General features: G+C 45.8%; 18 protein-coding genes. 13 read left to right on the top strand and 5 right to left on the bottom strand.

What is annotated here, in order from left to right; genetic code table 11:
* Nucleotides 1–578 precede the first annotated feature (578 nt).
* From EXU85_RS22490 to EXU85_RS22435, 12 genes are all read left to right on the top strand, one after another.
* The gene (locus tag EXU85_RS22490) at nt 579–845 is read left to right on the top strand and encodes a hypothetical protein (RefSeq protein ID WP_142774240.1); all 267 of its coding nucleotides are present in this window, start codon (nt 579–581) and stop codon (nt 843–845) included.
* Between the two features lie 662 nt (nt 846–1,507).
* A complete protein-coding gene (locus tag EXU85_RS22485; protein ID WP_142774239.1) occupies nt 1,508–2,026 on the top strand; it encodes a hypothetical protein in 519 nt (172 codons plus the stop codon).
* Nucleotides 2,027–2,412: 386 nt separating this feature from the next.
* Nucleotides 2,413–2,727 (top strand): helix-turn-helix transcriptional regulator, encoded by a 315-nt coding sequence (locus EXU85_RS22480; protein WP_142774238.1) that lies wholly within the window; start codon nt 2,413–2,415, stop codon nt 2,725–2,727.
* A gap of 2 nt (nt 2,728–2,729) precedes the next feature.
* A complete protein-coding gene (locus EXU85_RS22475; protein ID WP_142774237.1) occupies nt 2,730–3,230 on the top strand; it encodes an SRPBCC domain-containing protein in 501 nt (166 codons plus the stop codon).
* A 252-nt stretch (nt 3,231–3,482) separates the two neighbouring features.
* Nucleotides 3,483–3,683: a DUF4177 domain-containing protein gene (locus EXU85_RS22470; protein WP_142774236.1), complete on the top strand. Its 201-nt coding sequence runs from the start codon at nt 3,483–3,485 to the stop codon at nt 3,681–3,683.
* Nucleotides 3,684–4,048: 365 nt separating this feature from the next.
* Nucleotides 4,049–4,417: a nuclear transport factor 2 family protein gene (locus EXU85_RS22465; RefSeq protein ID WP_246859199.1), complete on the top strand. Its 369-nt coding sequence runs from the start codon at nt 4,049–4,051 to the stop codon at nt 4,415–4,417.
* 116 nt (nt 4,418–4,533) lie between these two features.
* Complete coding sequence (locus EXU85_RS22460; protein WP_142774235.1) at nt 4,534–5,262, top strand: metallophosphoesterase; 729 nt, start codon at nt 4,534–4,536, stop codon at nt 5,260–5,262.
* A gap of 246 nt (nt 5,263–5,508) precedes the next feature.
* Nucleotides 5,509–5,931: a PH domain-containing protein gene (locus EXU85_RS22455; protein WP_142776798.1), complete on the top strand. Its 423-nt coding sequence runs from the start codon at nt 5,509–5,511 to the stop codon at nt 5,929–5,931.
* A gap of 181 nt (nt 5,932–6,112) precedes the next feature.
* Nucleotides 6,113–8,008 carry a YgiQ family radical SAM protein gene (locus EXU85_RS22450; protein ID WP_142774234.1) on the top strand — a complete coding sequence of 632 codons (1,896 nt, stop codon included), beginning with the start codon at nt 6,113–6,115 and terminating at the stop codon, nt 8,006–8,008.
* Between the two features lie 244 nt (nt 8,009–8,252).
* Complete coding sequence (locus EXU85_RS22445) at nt 8,253–9,974, top strand: GMC oxidoreductase (RefSeq protein ID WP_142774233.1); 1,722 nt, start codon at nt 8,253–8,255, stop codon at nt 9,972–9,974.
* A gap of 153 nt (nt 9,975–10,127) precedes the next feature.
* Nucleotides 10,128–10,721, top strand: coding sequence for a gluconate 2-dehydrogenase subunit 3 family protein (locus EXU85_RS22440; RefSeq protein WP_142774232.1), 594 nt, complete (start codon nt 10,128–10,130; stop codon nt 10,719–10,721).
* 64 nt (nt 10,722–10,785) lie between these two features.
* Nucleotides 10,786–11,514, top strand: coding sequence for a DUF1080 domain-containing protein (locus tag EXU85_RS22435; protein WP_142774231.1), 729 nt, complete (start codon nt 10,786–10,788; stop codon nt 11,512–11,514).
* A 105-nt stretch (nt 11,515–11,619) separates the two neighbouring features.
* On the opposite strand, the gene EXU85_RS22430 is transcribed toward EXU85_RS22435, so the two are convergent.
* The 4 genes from EXU85_RS22430 to EXU85_RS22415 form a co-directional block, all read right to left on the bottom strand.
* Nucleotides 11,620–12,669 carry an aldose 1-epimerase gene (locus tag EXU85_RS22430; protein ID WP_142774230.1) on the bottom strand — a complete coding sequence of 350 codons (1,050 nt, stop codon included), beginning with the start codon at nt 12,667–12,669 and terminating at the stop codon, nt 11,620–11,622.
* A 185-nt stretch (nt 12,670–12,854) separates the two neighbouring features.
* A complete protein-coding gene (locus EXU85_RS22425; RefSeq protein WP_142774229.1) occupies nt 12,855–13,703 on the bottom strand; it encodes a TIGR02757 family protein in 849 nt (282 codons plus the stop codon).
* Nucleotides 13,704–13,793: 90 nt separating this feature from the next.
* Nucleotides 13,794–14,012, bottom strand: a complete 219-nt coding sequence (locus tag EXU85_RS22420) for a hypothetical protein (RefSeq protein ID WP_142774228.1) — start codon at nt 14,010–14,012, stop codon at nt 13,794–13,796.
* Between the two features lie 11 nt (nt 14,013–14,023).
* Nucleotides 14,024–15,208, bottom strand: coding sequence for a LysM peptidoglycan-binding domain-containing protein (locus EXU85_RS22415; protein ID WP_142774227.1), 1,185 nt, complete (start codon nt 15,206–15,208; stop codon nt 14,024–14,026).
* A 415-nt stretch (nt 15,209–15,623) separates the two neighbouring features.
* Here EXU85_RS22415 and EXU85_RS22410 point away from each other — a divergent pair, with 415 nt between their 5' ends.
* Nucleotides 15,624–17,192: a bifunctional response regulator/alkaline phosphatase family protein gene (locus EXU85_RS22410; RefSeq protein ID WP_142774226.1), complete on the top strand. Its 1,569-nt coding sequence runs from the start codon at nt 15,624–15,626 to the stop codon at nt 17,190–17,192.
* A gap of 95 nt (nt 17,193–17,287) precedes the next feature.
* Here the strand turns inward: EXU85_RS22410 and EXU85_RS22405 are convergent, their stop codons facing one another.
* The gene (locus EXU85_RS22405) at nt 17,288–18,520 is read right to left on the bottom strand and encodes an ROK family transcriptional regulator (protein WP_142774225.1); all 1,233 of its coding nucleotides are present in this window, start codon (nt 18,518–18,520) and stop codon (nt 17,288–17,290) included.
* Between the last annotated feature and the right edge of the window lie 199 nt (nt 18,521–18,719).

The raw sequence follows: 18,719 nt of genomic DNA, 5'->3' as shown, positions 1-18,719 counted from the left end.
ACAAATGCCCTGATTAGGCGTGTTTAGGTCAGACTTATAAAGCAGGCTTCTAATAAATCGAATCTATTGATGAGAGAAACACAATCGTATCGGATGCAATGGCGATTACATTGGCGTATCCTGGGGAAGGCAGAACCAACATTTCAGCGCGTCAAATTTATGGAAGACGACGAGCAGATTTTATGGGCTCTATTGGAACTAGAACCATCCGTTTCAAACCCTACTTCTTCCCGTGAAGCTTTTGTTCGGTCGAAGCCGCTTTTTGATCAGTTTTATCTGTCTGAACTATCAAAAGTGGAATTACAATCTGATAATAGAGTAAGAATAGACATCAGAAGATATGCTAACTTCTTTTCAAGGTTCATTATCAGGTATGAAGGGTTGAGTTTCACCGTTGACAATCTGTCAAAAGCAGATTATGAGTTATTAAGTCAGTATAAGAATGAATGTTTTAAATTTTTCAGCAAACGGTAGTTAAGCTACTCGTTTACTTCTTTTAGGATCACTTACCAGCTATGACTGTACATTGGTAAGCGAAAGAGTTGTTTCAAGCGCGAAGGTCATAATCTTTTTGATAAATGAATGTTGAATCTTCACTAAACGACTTTTACCGTCAGCACGGATACGGTGAGGGAGGGGGCATCAACAGAAAATGGGACATGATTAAGTTTGGGCCCATTTCCTTACCTCTGCCCAATTTAGAATCCCGACGCCGAAACATCTATTTGCACGACATTAACCATCTGGTGACTGGGTTCGATACACCTGGAAAGGTGAAAGTTCGGTTACTAGTTGGGAGATTGCCACTGGCGGATGGGGTACCATCTATTTTGCCTGGTGGCTGACGCTTTGGGGCATGGCTGTTGGAGTGATGTTCTATCCTAAGCACAGCTATAATGCCTTTCAGGCTGGCTTGAGAATGAGGAGTGCCTTTACCAGCGGCCTTTCAAAACAAGCGATGTATTCCTTGAGGATAGATCAGTTAAGAAGCCAACTTTGTCGAAGCCAGGCCGACATTGTACTTCGGAATTATTATGTATGGGCAGGTCTAAGTTTACTAGTTTGGTTTGGGCCATTCTTGCTAGGGATTGCACTTTATAATGTATGGTAATTTGGCTAGGGCAACCCACTGCTGACAAGCGGCTCCTCCCGCAGGAAGATAGCAACCTAATTCAAACAGATGTGTAAAGGTCGGCAGCGACTCGTTTCCAATGAACTTGTGCCACCACCACCTGTGGGTGTTGGGTAGAACAAACAGCCAATAACGTAATGGTGAGCTTCCGTACGACATGGTGGCCGTCTCAGCAGGCCGTCTGGGACTCGTTAGCGAGCTTCGTTAGACACGAGAACACCCAGTTAGTCTGGTATAAAAGTGGGTTTGCTACGTAACGTACGACACAAGAAGCACCCTGATTAGGATGCTTAGGCAAAGGTAATTTATAAGTTAGACTGAGATAACAGTTTTACCCACTATTGACACTGACAGTGTCAAGAAAATTTAGTGCAAATGGAAGATATTCTACAAAATTTAGGTAGTAATCCTTGGACTATTATAACATCAAATTTTTATACCGCCGTTTTTGCGGGTTTGATTTTGTGGATTGGATATAAACTAGGCAAAGACGATGGAAGTTATATCTTGAATTGGCTAATTAGCCTGTTAGGTGTCCTAATTGGATGGATAATTGGCATTCTCGCTACACCATATGATAGCCTTGAAAGTCAAAAATTTTTAACAATTGGTCAGAGTATTTCTGTATTTCTATCTGGCTATGTAATAAGTAAATTGGATAGATTTTTTGAAGCTTCTTTATATCAAGACGGTAATCCTAAGAAAGAATCATGGATTAGGCTAGGTTTGTTTACCGTTTCATTTCTTTTGACATTAATAATAGTCTTTGTTAATAGGTCGTATTTTGACTATGATGCAAAAAGTAAAAAAATAGAGTCGAAAGTGAAAAAATTAGAAGCTCAAGTAAAAGGAAAACAAAAGTCACTTGATTCATTGGCTAAAAGTAATAAATAGTCCTGCAAAGAAAGTTGTGGACGACAGGACGCTCGTCCTGGAGGAAGATTGCAGCCTATCTCAACCAGGTGTGTAAAGGTGCCCTCGACTCGTGTTTAGCCAGCTTGCGCCCTCATCATCAACACCTGTGAGTGTTGGGTGATGGTCCAACAGGCAGGGCTCTAAATAAATACGGCAACACAACTACACACCGCACCGGCGGCTCAGTTCGCATTTTGTATTGCTGTATTGAACGTGAGCCAATCGGCGAGTCAGTAGCAATTTTATGATGCCCCTCCAAGCCGACAATTCCAACGGATTTTCTTTCAAGCTGAAAAATTTGTGAAACCAAATGGTTGCACGTATATTTGCAATCATTCGGTTTCACAAAGTAGAAATTAAACACTATGAGACGAGATATTTTTCAGGCAATAGCTGACCCCACAAGGCGGGCAATCATCACTCTGATTGCCTTGCAGGCAATGACACCTAACGCCATTGCGCAGAACTTCAACACGACCAGACAAGCTGTTTCCAAACACCTTCGCATACTCACAGAATGCGAACTGGTGAAGCAGGAACAGCAAGGCAGAGAGATTTATTACTCACTTGAAGTTGAAAAAATAAAAGAAGTTGATCAGTGGGTAAACCAATTCAGGAAAATTTGGGAAACTCGTTTTACGCAACTTGACGACGTATTATCAACACTTAAAAAACAATAAAGATGAACGATTTTACCGTTGACAAAACAACAAAAACAGTAACCTTCTCCAGAGAATTTGATGCCGACCTTTCGTTGGTATGGGATGCGTACACGAAGCAGGAAATTCTTGATCAATGGTGGGCACCCAAACCCTGGACCTCAAAAACAAAATTTATGGATTTTGAAGTTGGCGGCCGACGGTTTTATGCGATGGTAAGCCCTGAAGGAGAAGAGCATTGGGCAATTCAAAAATACACGTCCATTAGTCCGAAAACCAATTTCAAATTGTTAAATGCTTTTGCCGACAAAGATGAAAACCCGGAATTGCCCGGTTCTGAGTGGGATTTAACTTTCAGCGAACACAACGGGAAGACAACAGTACATATAAGTATTTATAATGAATCGCTTGCCCGCTTAGAGAAGATGATTGAGATGGGCTTTAAGGAAGGAACGGCTATGACAATGAAAAACCTGGAAGAGTTATTGGTAACTTTAGCACAACAAAGCGAGCGCCCCAGTTAGGTAGTTTTTGCTTTTTTTAATTGGTAATTAGCCTGGTAAATACTCCATTTATTTGTTACAAATTGCCGTTTGTTGAAGCTTTAACAGGGGTTATTTGGGGGCGGATAATTTTTATTGGGCTGTTTGGGGCCGTCGTTGCGCGTTTCTTGCCCAGTCGTTTACCATCATAGCTTTGATTCGTTGGGTGGGTCGCGTCCGACAAGATGAATGCTCCGCGGTGGAAACATATTGATAAAACAAACTTGTAAACCAATGAAAGAATACAAAGTTGAAGCCCTGATTTACTACTCGAAATTAACGCTTGACTCCGAACATATTGTGAAGAAGTCTAAAGAGGAAATTCAGGCGAAGCTTGATCAATACGCTTCCCAAGGGTACAGATTAACGTCGACATCGTCCACTAATTTTGGCGCTGCGGTCTATATCTATCTGTATTTTGAAAAAGATAGTTAACGGTTTTTTCGCTCCTCGTGGGCGGCTTCCTGGCGACAGGTTGCTTGCCCCTGGAGGCAGGTTTTCAGCCCAACAGCCACCGTGTTCGCACGCCAACGAACCCAGAAGTACTGTTAACTTATAATTATAAGTTAACAGTACTTCTGGGAAAGGGTGTAAAGGTCCAGAGTACGTTCGTAATTTTTAGTAACTTGTTTACCATCAACCATGTTAAGTGTTGGCTGAACAAAATAAGCAGTCAAAAAACGAGTGTTCTGGGTGACAATGTAACCGCCCTACTTGGGCAGGTTTTGGTTTCTTTCGTAGGTATTTTTGTTTTTAGAACGATCTTGGTAGGTTTAACGACTGAACTGAATCAAGCAATTATGGATGAAAAGCAATTACTGGAAGATAGTCTCCTAAAGGTATGGAGTGAACGTAACGATGAACAGCGGCTCGAAGTAATGCAACAGATTTATGCCGATGACATCATTTTTTATGAAACCGATAAGGGGGAAGCTATTGAAGGACATCGGGCGATTGATGAACTGATCAAAACACTACAAACCCAATGGCCACCTGAATTCGTCTTTGCTCTCACTAAGCCAGTTGTAATCAATCATGGCGTTAGTCACGTATCGTGGACACTTGGCGCAGCTCATGCAACACCTATTGCCAGCGGTATGGATATTGCCATCGTTGAGGATGGACTTATTAAAGAGCTGTATCTGTATTTAGACGGTCCTACTAGTTGATTTAGCTTAGCGGCTAAAGCGTTTTTGTCCGCTCCGCATAGGCAGGCTAGTCGTTATTGAATATGTTCCTTAATTTCAGCCAATTTTGTTCTGCATTTACTGTGACTCCATAGTTGATGAAACTAGCTTTTATTGCAGATATTCACGCTAATGTTTGGGCTTTGCAGGCTGTGTTAGAGGATATTGAGAAGCATGGAATAGCTTTGATATATGACCTGGGTGATACGCTTTATGGGCCACTCGATCCGGTTGCCACATACAGGTTACTACAAGAGAAGCACGTGCAAAGCATAAGCGGGAACCAAGATCGATTTATTCTGGAAAATAAAACGTCAAATCCAACCTTTGACTACGTTATAAAGGAACTTTGGAGCACAAGTGCCTTGGAGTGGCTTGAATCATTGCCATCTACACGAGTAATTGAAGACGATATTATATTGTGTCATGGTACCCCAGATAATGATAGTGAGTATCTTATTGAAGATATAAAACCTGGACATGTTACTGTAAAAGAGTCATCTGATTTAGTTGAAAAGTTGAGGTACCACCCACAAAGATTAGTATTATGCGGACACAGCCATTTACCAAGAATTGTTAAAGCAGGTCAGAAGGTTATCGTCAATCCAGGAAGCGTTGGCTTACAGGCATATGAAGACGATTCTCCTATTTATCACAAAATGGAAAGTGGCAGCCCATTTGCACGCTATTGTATTGTTACGTTCGAGGGTGATTTAAAAACTATCGATTTAATTGCCGTTGACTATAATGTTGAAGCTGCTGCAAGATGTGCTGAAAAAAATAATCGGGATGATTGGGCCAACCGCCTAAGAAATGGCTTTGTGTAGCATCATGGGCTTCTACGTCATAAGTATGTAGCAAAGGCCTTTCCTTAACCTGATGTAACTTATTTTTCAGTAGGTAAAGAGCTCCGTGTGAGCGGCTCATTGTGCGACAGATTGCTCGCCCCCTAAAGAAGTTTTTTAGCCCAGCCCAACAGGGTGTAAAGGCTGGCAATGACTTGTGCTCAGGTATGTAGCGCCATCTACCATCAGCCCTAGGGTCGTTGACTGAACCTAGTCATAATGCATGCAATGATAACCTACAAATCGAAAGTTGGTCTCGAATTACTAATGCCACTGGTTATTATTCTGGGTGGAGTCGGGGCAGTAAATGCTTATAACGAAAACTGGCCAGGCTTGCTCATACTTGTATTGGTTGGGTCATTTATAACCCACTTATTTGCCACAACATATTACCAAATTGATGGGACTCGTTTACGGATCAAATCTGGCTTCCTTGTTAATAAGTCGTTGGATATTAACACAATTACAAAAATTACGGAAACCAATAATCCGTTAAGTTCACCGGCTACCTCAATGGATCGACTTGAACTTTCTTACAATAAGTTTGATAGTATACTTATTTCGCCGAGAGATAAAATTGGTTTTATTCAGGAGTTAAAACAGGTAAAGCCTGCCATTGAAGTTCGACTTAAGGATGGTAAGGTTTTATAACTCGACTTTCATAAGTTATTCAGTCTTCAATCGTACTCAATAGACTCTCCGGATGCCAGGTATCTGTGTTACCAGCTGGTGGCCCCAATTGCAAACAAGTGAGAAACATGTGATTGATTCTCACCCCAATTGAATCATTCTGTAAATTCGGTGTTTTTTAGGCAGATTAGTTTACGTACTCATGATTGAAAGACCCCTTACAGATTGGTTGCCTCTGACGATGAAAGAAGTCGAAAAAAGAGGCTGGGATGAAGTGGATATTGTGCTTGTATCGGGGGATGCATACGTAGATCACCCAGCTTTTGGCACCGCTGTGATTGGCCGGATCATGGAAAGCGAAGGGTTTCGCGTAGCTATTATTGCCCAACCCAACTGGAAAGACGATCTGCGGGATTTTAAAAAATTCGGTAAGCCCAAGTACTTCTTTGGTGTTACGGCAGGCTGTATGGACTCGATGGTGAATCACTATACGGCCAACAAACGCCTACGCTCCAACGACTCCTATACGCCCGGTGGCGAAGCGGGTTTCCGGCCCGATTATGCTACCATTGTTTATACCAAGATCCTGAAAGAACTCTTCCCGGATGTGCCGGTATTACTCGGTGGCATTGAGGCCTCGTTGCGCCGGGTTACGCATTACGATTATTGGCAGGACCGGCTGATGCCGTCGATTCTGGTCGATGCCGGTGCCGATATGCTGGTGTATGGCATGGGCGAGCAACCCCTTCGCGAAATTCTGAAACTGGCTCGACAAGGCGTGCCGTTTTCGTCGATGCGGAACATCAATCAAGTGGCATTTATGCACGATGCCAGTACCGAATTGCGCGAGTACAATAACTGGAATTCGGTTGAATTGGCGAGCCATGAGGTATGCCTGGAAGATAAAATCAAATACGCGGCCAACTTCAAAATTGTTGAGGTTGAATCGAATAAGTGGCAGGCTAACCGAATTCTTCAACAGGTAGGTGATCAGATTCTGGTGATCAACCCGCCGTTCAAAACGATGGAGGAGGCCGAAATCGACAAGTCGTTCGATTTGCCCTACACCCGCCTGCCTCACCCAAAATACAAAAAACGGGGACCGATTCCGGCTTACGACATGATTAAGTTCTCGGTCAATATGCACCGGGGCTGTTTTGGTGGCTGTAGCTTCTGTACGATTTCGGCGCACCAGGGCAAATTCGTTGCTTCCCGCAGCGAACAGTCGGTACTGAAAGAGGTCGAGGAGATCACGAAGCATCCCGAGTTCAAGGGATACATATCAGACTTGGGCGGCCCTTCGGCCAATATGTATAAAATGAAGGGCAAAGACGAGTCGATCTGCGCCCGTTGCCAAAGCCCAAGTTGTATTCATCCGGTCATTTGCTCGAACCTCGACACCTCGCACAAGCCAATGACAGAATTGTATCGAAAAGTCGATGCCAATCCGAACATCAAAAAGGCCTTTGTGGGATCGGGTGTACGCTACGATTTGCTGGTCGATGATTTTAACAAGAACAACGCCGATGGCAACCATGACGAGTACATGGAGCAACTGGTTACGCGCCATGTGTCGGGTCGGTTGAAGGTGGCTCCTGAACATACCTCCGATGATACGCTGCGGGTTATGCGGAAGCCATCGTTCAAGTACTTCAAATTATTTAAACAGAAGTACGACAAGATTCAGGAGAAGCATAACCTGAAGCAACCGCTGATTCCGTACTTTATATCCTCACACCCCGGCTGCGAGGAACAGGATATGGCTAATCTGGCTGCCGAAACGAAAGACCTGGGCTTTCAGCTCGAACAGGTACAGGATTTTACGCCCACGCCCATGACCGTGGCCGAGGTTATCTATTATTCAGGTGTTCATCCTTACACGCTGAAGCCCGTCAAAACGGCTAAAACGCGGGAGGAAAAGAAAGCACAAAACAACTACTTCTTCTGGTACAAGCCCGAATACAAAGACTGGATTCGGAATCGGCTGAACAAGCTGAAGCGCCCGGATTTAGCCGATCGACTCCTGGGTAGCCCGAAGAAAGAAACTACGGGTGTACCGAAGTTTTCGGGGAATTATGCGGGTAAGAAAAAGCGGTAAGTTGAGTTAAAGCTCATCATAAATCCTTATTCGGGCGTCATGTACAAGCAACATGACGCCCAATTTTTTTTTAGGCAAAGCCAATTTGACAGCGTTTTCGTTGAGAGGATTTTTTTTCGGGGCAGTCAATCCTGTTCATCCGAACGTCGGCCCGGCTGTAATCCTGTCAAAAATTAACTTGTTCCAAAATTCGTTTATATTCGTATCTGGCAGACATAATTGCCGCATTACCAACTATTCCTGTATGCCTAATCTAAATACCACCGTAAATAAAACACATACCTACGATGCCATAGTCATTGGTTCCGGCATCAGTGGGGGCTGGGCCGCCAAAGAACTGTGTGAAAAAGGGCTCAAAACGCTTGTGCTGGAGCGAGGTCGCCTGGTCAATCACATCGAGGATTACCCGACCATGAACCTCGACCATTGGGATTTTGAACACCGGGAAGCGCTGTCTCATGCCGATCAGCAAACGTATCATGTGCAGGCCCGAAGCGGCTTCGTTAACGAAACCAACAAGCATTTTTACAACAACGACCTCGACGCACCCTATACCGAAGTAAAACGCTTCGACTGGATTCGGGGCAACCAGGTTGGTGGCCGGTCGCTGCTCTGGGGAAAGCAGTGCTATCGCTGGAGTGATCTTGATTTTGAGGCCAATGCCAAAGACGGTATCGCCGTTGACTGGCCAATCCGTTACAAAGACATTGAGCCGTGGTACACGTATACCGAAAAATTTGTAGGTATCAGTGGTGAAAAACTCGGGCTTTCACATCTGCCAGACGGTTATTTCCTACCGCCAATGGAGTTGAACTGCCTGGAAAAACACGTTCGTACCGAACTGGAACGGAAGTTCAAAGGCCGTCACCTGACCATTGGCCGGGTTGCTCACCTGACCGAACCGAAACCCTGGCATCTTGAACTGGGACGGGCGCAGTGTCAGAACCGGAATCGTTGCTCGCGCGGTTGTCCGTACGGCGCCTATTTTAGCAGTAATTCGGCTACTTTGCCTGCCGCCAATCGAACCAATAAGTTCACGATTCGGCCTAATTCGGTGGTTCATTCCATCATTTACGACGAGCAGAAACAACGAGCCACGGGCGTTCGGGTAGTCGATACCGAAAGTAAGGAAATGGTCGAGTTTTACGCCAAAGTCATTTTCTGCAACGCATCGACGCTGGGCACCACCTCAATTCTGCTCAATTCGACCTCGAAACGCTATCCGAACGGGTTAGGAAACGACAGTGGCGAACTAGGGCATAACCTGATGGATCACCACTACCGACTGGGCGCAATGGGTGGTTTCGATGGATTCGACGATCAGTATTACAAAGGCCGCCGTCCGAACGGGATTTTTATTCCCCGCTACCGAAACCTGGATGAGGCAACGCGTACCGACAAATTCATTCGGGGATACGATTACCAGGGCGCTGCCGGGCGTGGCAATTGGGGTGGCGGAGTGAATCGGGAAGGTATTGGTGCCGATTTTAAAGATTCGCTCTTTGAGCCGGGAGGCTGGGGAATGTCGCTGGTAGGTTTTGGTGAGTGCCTGCCCTATCACGACAATCACGTTAAGCTCGATCAGGATAAGAAGGACAAGTGGGGGTTGCCTACGCTTTCCATTGACGCCGAGTTTAAGGAGAATGAGATGAACATGCGGGAGCAGATCAAAACCGATGCGGTTGAAATGCTCGAAGCGGCCGGACTAAAAAATGTGGCTTCGTTCGACTACTCGGGCGGTATTGGCGTGGGTGTTCACGAAATGGGCACTGCTCGTATGGGCCGCGATCCCAAAACATCGGTGCTCAACGGCAACAATCAGGTGCATGGAGTACCCAACCTGTTCGTTACCGATGGTGCCTGCATGACCTCCTCGTCCTGCATAAATCCATCAATTACGTACATGGCGCTTACCGCCCGTGCCGCCGACTTTGCCGTTAGCGAACTCAAGCGAATTAATCTTTAATGAGCGAAACCGGTCGGCCGGTGCGGAGTGAAAGAGCGATTACTACATCAGTGAAAGGTTAGACTATTCGATCTAACACTCCTGCTTTAGCAAAAAAGCCGAATAGCTTCTTTTCACTCATTCGCTCATTCACCCTTTCACTCATTAAAAACGATGCAACGCAGAGACGCACTCAAACATACCGCTTTGTTTTTTGGATATGCTGTTTCCATATCAGCACTTTCCGAAACATTTATAGCCTGTTCCAACGAAGCTACCCTTAGCTGGAAACCAGAATTCCTGACAAATAATCAGGCCAACACCATTGCCGAAATCACGGAGACGATTCTCCCCAAAACCCAAACGCCCGGCGCTAAAGAGCTTGGCGTTCCGCAGTTCGTGGATAAAATGCTGAAAGACCTGCTTTCTGAGGATGAACAGAAAGATTTTCTGGCTGGCCTGGCTACATTCGATAAGGCCTGCGAAGAATCAACTGGAAAGGCATTTGTGGACTGCACCGAAAAGCAACGTCAGGATTTCCTGCTTCAACAGGATAAGGAAGCCGCTAAATTACCCCCTTCGGTTTGGGGAATTCGACTGGCGGCACCTGGCCCAACCGCCTTTTTTCGTCGATTGAAGGAACTTACTTTGTTGGGCTATTTTACGTCAGAAAAAGTAGGGAAAACCATATTAGGCTATGATCCAATTCCAGGTCATTATGTTGCCTGTATGCCACTTGCTGAGAATCAGAGGATATGGAATGAGTAAGATTAACCTTGAGGAGTTTTGGGCCGGGTCATGCCTTTATAAATAAATATTCATTCTGACATATATGTTTATCAAGCTTTCAACTCTTGCTTTGCTTGTCTGTCTGGTACGCTCAGGTTTACAGGCTCAGGAACTCAATACCTTAACTTCACAGGAAAAAAAGGACGGCTGGAAACTTCTGTTTAATGGGAAAAACGTGTCGGGTTGGCATAGTTATGGTACAAAAGCCGTTGGATCTGCCTGGCAAATCGATAATGGCGCGTTGCAGTTGAATGTGCCCAATCGGATTGGCAATAAGGCATCTAATGGTGGCGACCTGGTTACCGATGCTGTTATTACGGGTGACTTTGAGTTTAAAGCTGAGTGGAAAATTGAACGGTTTACTAATAGTGGTATTTTCTTCTTCGTACAGGAAGAGCCACCCTATAAAAATATATTTGACACTGGTTTAGAGGTGCAGGTGCTGGATGATGCCATTTATGAAGGCGCAGCTGAAAACAAGCACCGCGCAGGCGATTTGTTTAGTGTGGCTAGTGCGCGTGTTCGGGAGTTGCAGCCGGTTGGTGGCTGGAACAAAGTGCATTTCGTATATAAGAAAAATAAGCTAACGGTAACGTTAAATGGCTTTAGTATTCAGGAACACGATTTGAACAGTGCCGACTGGAAACAGCGCCTTGCCACGAGCAAACTGAAAGATGCCCCCATCAGTAAAGGACGTTACTCGGGACGAATTGGCCTTCAGGACTGGGGTAGCACCGTTTGGTTCCGAAATATTAAACTAAGGCAATTGTAGGTTAGTGAGTAGGTGGAGTAGGTGGAGTAGGTGAAGTAAGTAAAACCGTTACACCCAATACACTTATTCTACCTACTGCACTTACTCCACTAATGACCAACTCCACTAATCCAGCCTTACCCAAATAGTGCCGGAAAGTGCCTCGCCGGGATTCAGTATGGCTAACCCCTGGCCATTGTTAAAGGCATCCACATTCGCAGTTAGGGGTTCAATGGCAATTCTGTCGCGCCGGGTGGGTGTGTAGCACACTAGATAATTAAGTTTTCCTTCGCCGGTTTGTTGCCCCACAATCAGCTTAACACCTGTACTGAGTGACGTTAATACGGTTTCGGCAAAGGATTCTGTGTCGGCTGGGCCGCTCGTTGGTTCAATCAGAAAGGCCGTATCCAGTTGCGTGTCATGTAACTCGATCGTTCCCGCCATTTCGGCCGGAAGCTGCCCATTGGGAATCATATGTTCGTCGAGCGAAACGGGGATGCGGGTAGGAAGCGTTAAGGTCATTCCGCCGATCGACTCTTCGGAAGGCTCTATGTCTTCGGTAAATCTGAAATAGGGATGCCAGCCGAAAGCAGCCGGACAACGGGTGGTACCTGTGTTTTGGGCTTCGTAGCTAATGCGTAACGCACACATCCTGTCGGCCTGCGGATTGCTGCCATGTGCCAGTAGGTTCCCTTGTACTAACTCATACGTGACTGTCAGCGCAAACGGGAAGGGATAACCGAAGGTATCTCCCGTGTAGTCGTAGCGTAACACCAACTGGGCGTGGGTTGACGTTGCTTCCTGACTCACAACCGAAAAGGGGCGTCCATGCACAAAGCCATGCAGCGCATTGTCGCGGTGGGTTTCATTCATTTTTAGAGCATAATCCTGACCCTCAAAATGATAGATACCGTGTCGAATCCGGCTTGGGAAAGGGTAAAGCAAGGCGCTGGCATAACTTTCATCGGCTATTAAGGCCTGGGGTGAGTCGGGCCCTTGTATCAGCGCAAAAACATGGTTGCCTTTACGCAGTACTAACCGTCGGAGAATAGCGCCGAATTCTGGGATAACGGTAATGAACTCGCCCGTTTCTGTATGTTCGAGCAGGTATTCAGTAAGGGGAGTAGCACCAGTTGGTAGTGGCCCGAAGGGTTGGGTTGTGATCTGAAATGGCATACTATAAAGTTCGTAGGTCGGTACGTTAGTAATCCATTCCGGCCAATTATTGTTCAGTAAGGTTTATTAACGGGCCTTTTCGTAAACGTTTATTAACACAGAGGCACAGAGAACAGTAGGTTTTAAGAAACCTTGTGGAGTCAGATGTAAGCAGCTGACTCCACAATAAACACGATAAAATGGGTTTACATTTCCCCCTCAACGCCTAAACCAAACAGGGCAAAATCGTAACGAACCGGGTCGGCTGGGTTAAACTGGCGAAGTGTTTCGGTCAATTCAAGGGCTGCTTTCCAATCCGTTTGTGGGCGGTCTATAAGGTTCAACTGACGGGCAACGCGGTTTACATGAACATCAATGGGCATCACCAATTGATCGGGCCGGATTTGTTTCCAGATGCCAAAGTCAACGCCACAATTATCGCTTCGGACCATCCACCGCAAAAACATCAGCAATCGTTTGCAGGCTGAGTTCCGGGCTGGAGTGGCAATGTGTTTGCGGGTACGTTCAGGGAAAAAATCAGTGAGTCCGCAAAAACGATCATGGAAGGCAATCAGGCCTTGCTCAACGGTTGGTAGCATCGACTTCTCATCGGAGCGCCGACCGGCCGCACTAGGTAAAAACGCATCCTCCAGGGAGTTATTTTCCAGATAATACTGTCGGAAGAAGTGCAGAAAATATAAGGCATCGGTGGCATTGAAGGTGCGGTGCTTAAAGGCCAAAAACCGCTTCAGGTCGCTCTCCTGGTGGTTCCGGATAAACTCATACGGGGTGCCATCCATCAGTTCAACCAGTTCGTTGGCTTTCTTTAAAATCACCGGACGTTGCCCCCAGGCCAGCACGGCCGCCCAGAAGCCCATTAGCTCAATATCCTGCTTTCGGCTAAAGCGGTGGGGAATACTGATGGGGTCTCGTTCAATAAATGAAGGCCGATTGTATTGATCGGCCTTCGCATCTAAAAAGTCTTGTAAAGAACCAGGAATGGATAATGGATAAGGTGTGGTAGATACCGGAGAGGACTTGTTTGTTTTTATCATACTTACGCCAATCGTGCGGCAAAATGAGTAATCATCAATATGTTCATTGTCAGGTTATTAATCATTGCCCATTATCCATTTTACATTAACTTATTTGCTGTTTCCGCCACTAACCACCCAGGCCAACGCCCGGGAAATACCGGAAAATAACGCCAATAGTGTTGACATAACAAACGTAAAGACAGCAATGAAGGGGTAGGCCAGCGTAAACATGATACTGAACGTCATATAGCCCGGTGAGGATTTCATCTGTGCATCGCGTTCGCGGTGACGTCTGGCAATGCGTTCCTCTTTGGTTTCTTTTTCCATAGCGTAATTGGCTAACGGGCAATGTAACTTACCTCAGCTCGAAAACGCCGATCATCGGGCGAAAGTTTCGCAAATGCCTGCGCCGATAGTTTAATGAGAATTTTATCATTAACGCCTGTATTGGGCAATCGGCCAATCACCTTCACCCAAAGGCTCTGATTATTAAACTCATTGCGCACCTGCACCAGCGTACCAATAGGGGCTGTTCGATGCAGCGCAAGGTACTTGCCTGAGCCATCGGCACCGTCGATCATCTCAGCCACACCACTTGCCGAAATACGACGTCCACGTGTAGGCATAGGCGCGTCGTTACCCGCCCGAGGTAGCTCTACTTCTACTTCAGCAGGTTTCGTATCGGTGGCTGATGGTTTAGCTGGAGTACTGCCAGTGCCTGCTTCCCGTTCGGGATGGCGTTCCGGTTTTGATTCGGTGGGTGTTGTTGGCCGAGGTTCACTGGTACGTGGCTCGTTGGCTCGTGGTTCGGGCGAATTAACCGCGACTGGTTTTGCTGGCGTTTCCGTTTTAGGAGAGGGCTCGGCCGTTTTGGGAGCTGAGGTTGTGATTTGTGATGATGGGGTACGAGCCAGGTAGGCTTTTTCGGAAACGATCAGTGCCTGACCGATCAGCACATTATTGCCCGATAGATTATTCCATTTTCGCAGATCCGATTGCAACACCCCATACCGTCCAGCCAGGCTGTAAAGTGTTTGGCCAGGCTCAACAACATGGATACCAGCCCGCGCTGGATCATCAGACTTTTTCGTATCTTTCTCTGAGGCCTTCTCTACTTTGGTTACTGGCTTTGTATCGGCCGCTTTCGCTTCGACTTTGGTTTCTCGTTTTTCTTCTTTCTCCTTCTTCTTAATTGCTTTGTCAATTACTTTTTCCTGTTGTCGGCTCAATGCACCATCAGGAATAGGGACTCTAACAAGCTGATCGTACCGAACGGCATCTTTCATGTCGGGGTTAGCGGCTTTGATTTCGGCAACCGAACGACCATAGCGCCGGGCAATTCCAAACAGTGTCTGACCTTCGTCGACACGATGGAGAATGAATCGTTTGCCATCTTTTTTTTCAACGCCAACAGAGTCTACAACGAATGTTCGAAGGTGTGGAGTTGAGTGAGCTAGGGTTGTATGTATGGAGACGATACCGCCCAAAAGAAGTAGAGCGTAAGGAAAAGAATTTTTTTTCATGGGTTATAATCAGCCGAAAAGCGATCAGGTATCCTCTATCAGCAATATAAACGGCTTTGCTCGTATAAATAACGCAAAGTACGGCTGATTTTCCCAGAAATAACTATACTACTCTTTTGATTGCAAGCTTGTATTGTCAAAATAGATTCTGTTGATTCGTTAGATTCTGTTGACGCTGACAATTAGAACCATAGTAACAATAAAGTCCAGCGAATCAACAGAATCTATTTTGGTCAGTTGACCGAAGCAGCCGGAGCCTGGTTAGGTCATTGGCAATATATTTGTGCTGTTAAAAAAGCTTAATTCTGAACGGCCCGAACAGAACCGAACGTTTGAAGTTAAACAAAGAACAGTTTTTATTTGAAGGCAGCATACGTTACTGCGAAGCCTGTACTACCAAATCCCCCACGAACGCATGCAAAATTATTCGATACTCTGGGCCGATGATGAGATTGATCTCCTGAAACCCCACATTCTGTTTTTGAAAAATAAAGGATATGATGTTACCCCTGTCAACAGCGGTGCCGATGCGCTCGATCATGTTGAACAGACTAATTACGATGTTGTTTTCCTGGATGAAATGATGCCCGGTATGACGGGCCTGGAAACGCTCTCGCAGATTAAACAAATGCGTCCTAACCTGCCCGTGGTAATGATTACCAAGAGCGAAGAAGAGCATATTATGGAGGAGGCTATTGGCTCTAAAATTGCCGATTACCTCATTAAACCACTCAATCCTAATCAAATTCTCCTGTCGGTCAAAAAGATACTGGACAACAAGCGGCTCGTGACCGAACGGACCAACATCGGTTATCAACAGGACTTCCGGAATATATCCATGCAGTATAACGATCGCATGGATTTTGAGGAGTGGGCCGATGTATATAAAAAGCTTATTTACTGGGAGTTAGAGCTCGACAATTCGCAGGATAAGAGCATGGTGGAAGTCATGAATATGCAAAAGAGCGAAGCCAATTCGGAGTTTTGCAAATTCGTGATCGATAATTACGAAGACTGGCTCAATGACCCTAAAATGAGCAGCCCGGTTATGTCGCACCAACTGATGCGGAAGAAGGTGTTTCCGTTGGTAGAGCAAGCCGGAAGTAACGCAGCTCCATTATTCTTTATCCTGATCGATAACCTGCGTTACGACCAGTGGAAAGTCATTGAACCGCTGTTAGGGGAGTACTTTACGGTTGAAGAGGAATCGTCTTATTACTCGATTCTGCCCACAACGACTGGATTTGCCCGGAATGCTATCTTTTCGGGAATGATGCCCAGCGAGATGGAACGTAAGCACCCTGACCTGTGGGTAAATGACGACAGTGAAGACGAGGGACTCAACAACCATGAAGACGAGTTTCTGCGTCGGCAGCTTGAGCAAAGTCGCCTGAATATTAAGTCATCGTACCACAAAATTCTGAATGTTAACCAGGGGAAATCGCTGGTCGATAACTTCAATAACTTGTTACAGAATCAGTTAAATGTGGTCGTGTATAACTTCGTGGATATGCTGTCGCATGCCCGGACGGATATGGCCATGATCAAGGAACTGGCTCCCGACGAGTCGGCATATCGCTCCATTACACGGTCGTGGTTCCTGCACTCGCCCTTACTTGAGTTCATCCAGAAGATTGCCGCTAAAGGTGGTCGGCTCATTATTACCACCGACCACGGTATGATTCGTGTACAGAAACCGGCTAAAATTGTTGGCTATCGTGAAACGAATACAAACCTGCGTTACAAACAGGGCAAGAATCTTGGCTTCGATGATAACCACCTATTTGTAGGCCGTAAGCCCGAGCGTTTATTTCTGCCTAAACCGCACGTTTCGACAGCTTACGTGTTCACGCTGGAGGATTACTTCTTTGCCTACCCCAACAACTACAACTACTACGTAAATCACTACCGCAATACCTTCCAGCATGGGGGCGTATCGCTGGAAGAGATGATTATTCCTTTCGCATATCTGAAAGCGAAGTAGGAGAGAAAAAAGGGAAAAGGGGGAGGAAGGGAGAAAAGGGTCTAATAAACTCTCTTCGTCCCTTTATTCCCCTTCCTCCCTCTTGTTCTTTTAATTTAATAGGTAGCAAAAATATCTTCCATCATGTAGGCGTGCGTGCCTAGCCACTTGGCCGTTCCATTCAGCTGAGTCACTTCAATGGTCAGGTCATTTCGGAAATCACTCAGGCAATATTTGCTGATAGCCTGTTCAATAGTATTGGTAATGAAAGTAGCCGCTTTGGTCAAAACACCGTCGACAATAATGATTTCGGGGTTGAACAGGCTGATGGCAATGGCGAGTCCTTTGCCTAACTGAAACCCGGTTTCGTGCAGTATATCAATCGCGTATGAATCGCCTTTGTGAGCGGCATTGATAATTTCGTCGATGTCCAGATCTTCGACCCGATCGTAGAAGGCCGCCAGTTTAGAGACCTTTCCGGTAAGGATGTCGCGTTGTACGCGTCTGACCAGCGCCGATGCTGATGTAACGGTGTTGAGGCAACCAATCTTACCACAGTAACAAAGCTCACCGTCTGGATCGATCTGAATATGCCCCAGCTCACCGGCAAATCCACTGGCTCCCTGGAAAACCTCGCCGTTCACAATAATTCCAAGACCAACACCCCAGTCTATATTGATGGCCAGCACTTGTTTTTTGCCCTGTGCTCCGCCAAATCTACTTTCGCCTAGAACCGTTGCTTTGGTATCGTTAATCAGGTAAACAGGGTAGCCAATCTGGGTTGAAAACCAATCGGTTATTGGTTCGCCGGGTTGGTTTAAATTCTTGTAGGTCAAATTCAGGCCACGTCGGGCATCAATTAATCCAGGCATGGATATGCCAACCGCTATGAGATCGTTTCCCGATAAGCCAGAATCCGTCAGTGCATTGGTAAAATAGAGCGCTAGTGACGCCAGAAAGGTTGGGTTATCATTTAGCCGAAGGTCGTAATCCCCGCGAAAGACTATTTCGCGTTTGGTATTCATAAATAATATCTTGGTGTCATGCGTACTGACATCCAATACAGCTACATAATTCTGTTTGGTATTCAGGCCGAACAGGACAGGCCTTCGCCCGTTGCTACCGGTTGCCATGCCAATAGCCGTTACCCATTTAGCCTCAATCAGCTCTTCTACCAGATTGGTAACGGAGGGCACGCTGCTATGTAAGGCTTTGGTTAAATGAGCCAGTGTGCACGTTCCGTCTGTATACAGGTGAGCCAGAACCTTTCGTTGTTTTTGATTTTTTTTATAGTCAACAACAGACTGTTGCGTGGAAAATTCTTCGTCGAGGACTACGGAAGGGTTCATTAGGTATAAAGTGATGATCTAAAGAGTTGGTAAGCTCTCAAATAGTTGCTTCTATTTCCCAAAGAAAACACTTTAGCCGAATTACTTGTAAGCTTACTGATTTATAAGACATACCTAAATCGGCTAATTTCTTTAAAGGCAGAATTTAATTTGCTTTTTAAGGGAAAGTGACTACAAAATGACGTTGTACCTCGGTTGA

Origin of the sequence: Spirosoma sp. KCTC 42546, from assembly GCF_006965485.1 — a bacterium.
In the GTDB taxonomy this organism is placed as follows: Bacteria; Bacteroidota; Bacteroidia; order Cytophagales; family Spirosomataceae; genus Spirosoma.
The sequence above is the reverse complement of the archived record's forward strand: the minus strand, read 5'-3'. Positions and strand labels throughout refer to the sequence as shown.

Excerpts from the sequence above, each read along its gene's own strand:
- EXU85_RS22405 (WP_142774225.1), bottom strand. The coding sequence starts at position 18,520 with ATGAACCCTTCCGTAGTCCTCGACGAAGAATTTTCCACGCAACAGTCT.
- EXU85_RS22435 (WP_142774231.1), top strand. The coding sequence starts at position 10,786 with ATGTTTATCAAGCTTTCAACTCTTGCTTTGCTTGTCTGTCTGGTACGC.
- EXU85_RS22410 (WP_142774226.1), top strand. The coding sequence starts at position 15,624 with ATGCAAAATTATTCGATACTCTGGGCCGATGATGAGATTGATCTCCTG.
- EXU85_RS22455 (WP_142776798.1), top strand. The coding sequence starts at position 5,509 with ATGATAACCTACAAATCGAAAGTTGGTCTCGAATTACTAATGCCACTG.
- EXU85_RS22450 (WP_142774234.1), top strand. The coding sequence starts at position 6,113 with ATGATTGAAAGACCCCTTACAGATTGGTTGCCTCTGACGATGAAAGAA.
- EXU85_RS22415 (WP_142774227.1), bottom strand. The coding sequence starts at position 15,208 with ATGAAAAAAAATTCTTTTCCTTACGCTCTACTTCTTTTGGGCGGTATC.
- EXU85_RS22420 (WP_142774228.1), bottom strand. The coding sequence starts at position 14,012 with ATGGAAAAAGAAACCAAAGAGGAACGCATTGCCAGACGTCACCGCGAA.
- EXU85_RS22445 (WP_142774233.1), top strand. The coding sequence starts at position 8,253 with ATGCCTAATCTAAATACCACCGTAAATAAAACACATACCTACGATGCC.
- EXU85_RS22430 (WP_142774230.1), bottom strand. The coding sequence starts at position 12,669 with ATGCCATTTCAGATCACAACCCAACCCTTCGGGCCACTACCAACTGGT.
- EXU85_RS22460 (WP_142774235.1), top strand. The coding sequence starts at position 4,534 with ATGAAACTAGCTTTTATTGCAGATATTCACGCTAATGTTTGGGCTTTG.
- EXU85_RS22465 (WP_246859199.1), top strand. The coding sequence starts at position 4,049 with ATGGATGAAAAGCAATTACTGGAAGATAGTCTCCTAAAGGTATGGAGT.
- EXU85_RS22440 (WP_142774232.1), top strand. The coding sequence starts at position 10,128 with ATGCAACGCAGAGACGCACTCAAACATACCGCTTTGTTTTTTGGATAT.
- EXU85_RS22470 (WP_142774236.1), top strand. The coding sequence starts at position 3,483 with ATGAAAGAATACAAAGTTGAAGCCCTGATTTACTACTCGAAATTAACG.
- EXU85_RS22475 (WP_142774237.1), top strand. The coding sequence starts at position 2,730 with ATGAACGATTTTACCGTTGACAAAACAACAAAAACAGTAACCTTCTCC.
- EXU85_RS22480 (WP_142774238.1), top strand. The coding sequence starts at position 2,413 with ATGAGACGAGATATTTTTCAGGCAATAGCTGACCCCACAAGGCGGGCA.
- EXU85_RS22485 (WP_142774239.1), top strand. The coding sequence starts at position 1,508 with ATGGAAGATATTCTACAAAATTTAGGTAGTAATCCTTGGACTATTATA.
- EXU85_RS22425 (WP_142774229.1), bottom strand. The coding sequence starts at position 13,703 with ATGATAAAAACAAACAAGTCCTCTCCGGTATCTACCACACCTTATCCA.
- EXU85_RS22490 (WP_142774240.1), top strand. The coding sequence starts at position 579 with ATGAATGTTGAATCTTCACTAAACGACTTTTACCGTCAGCACGGATAC.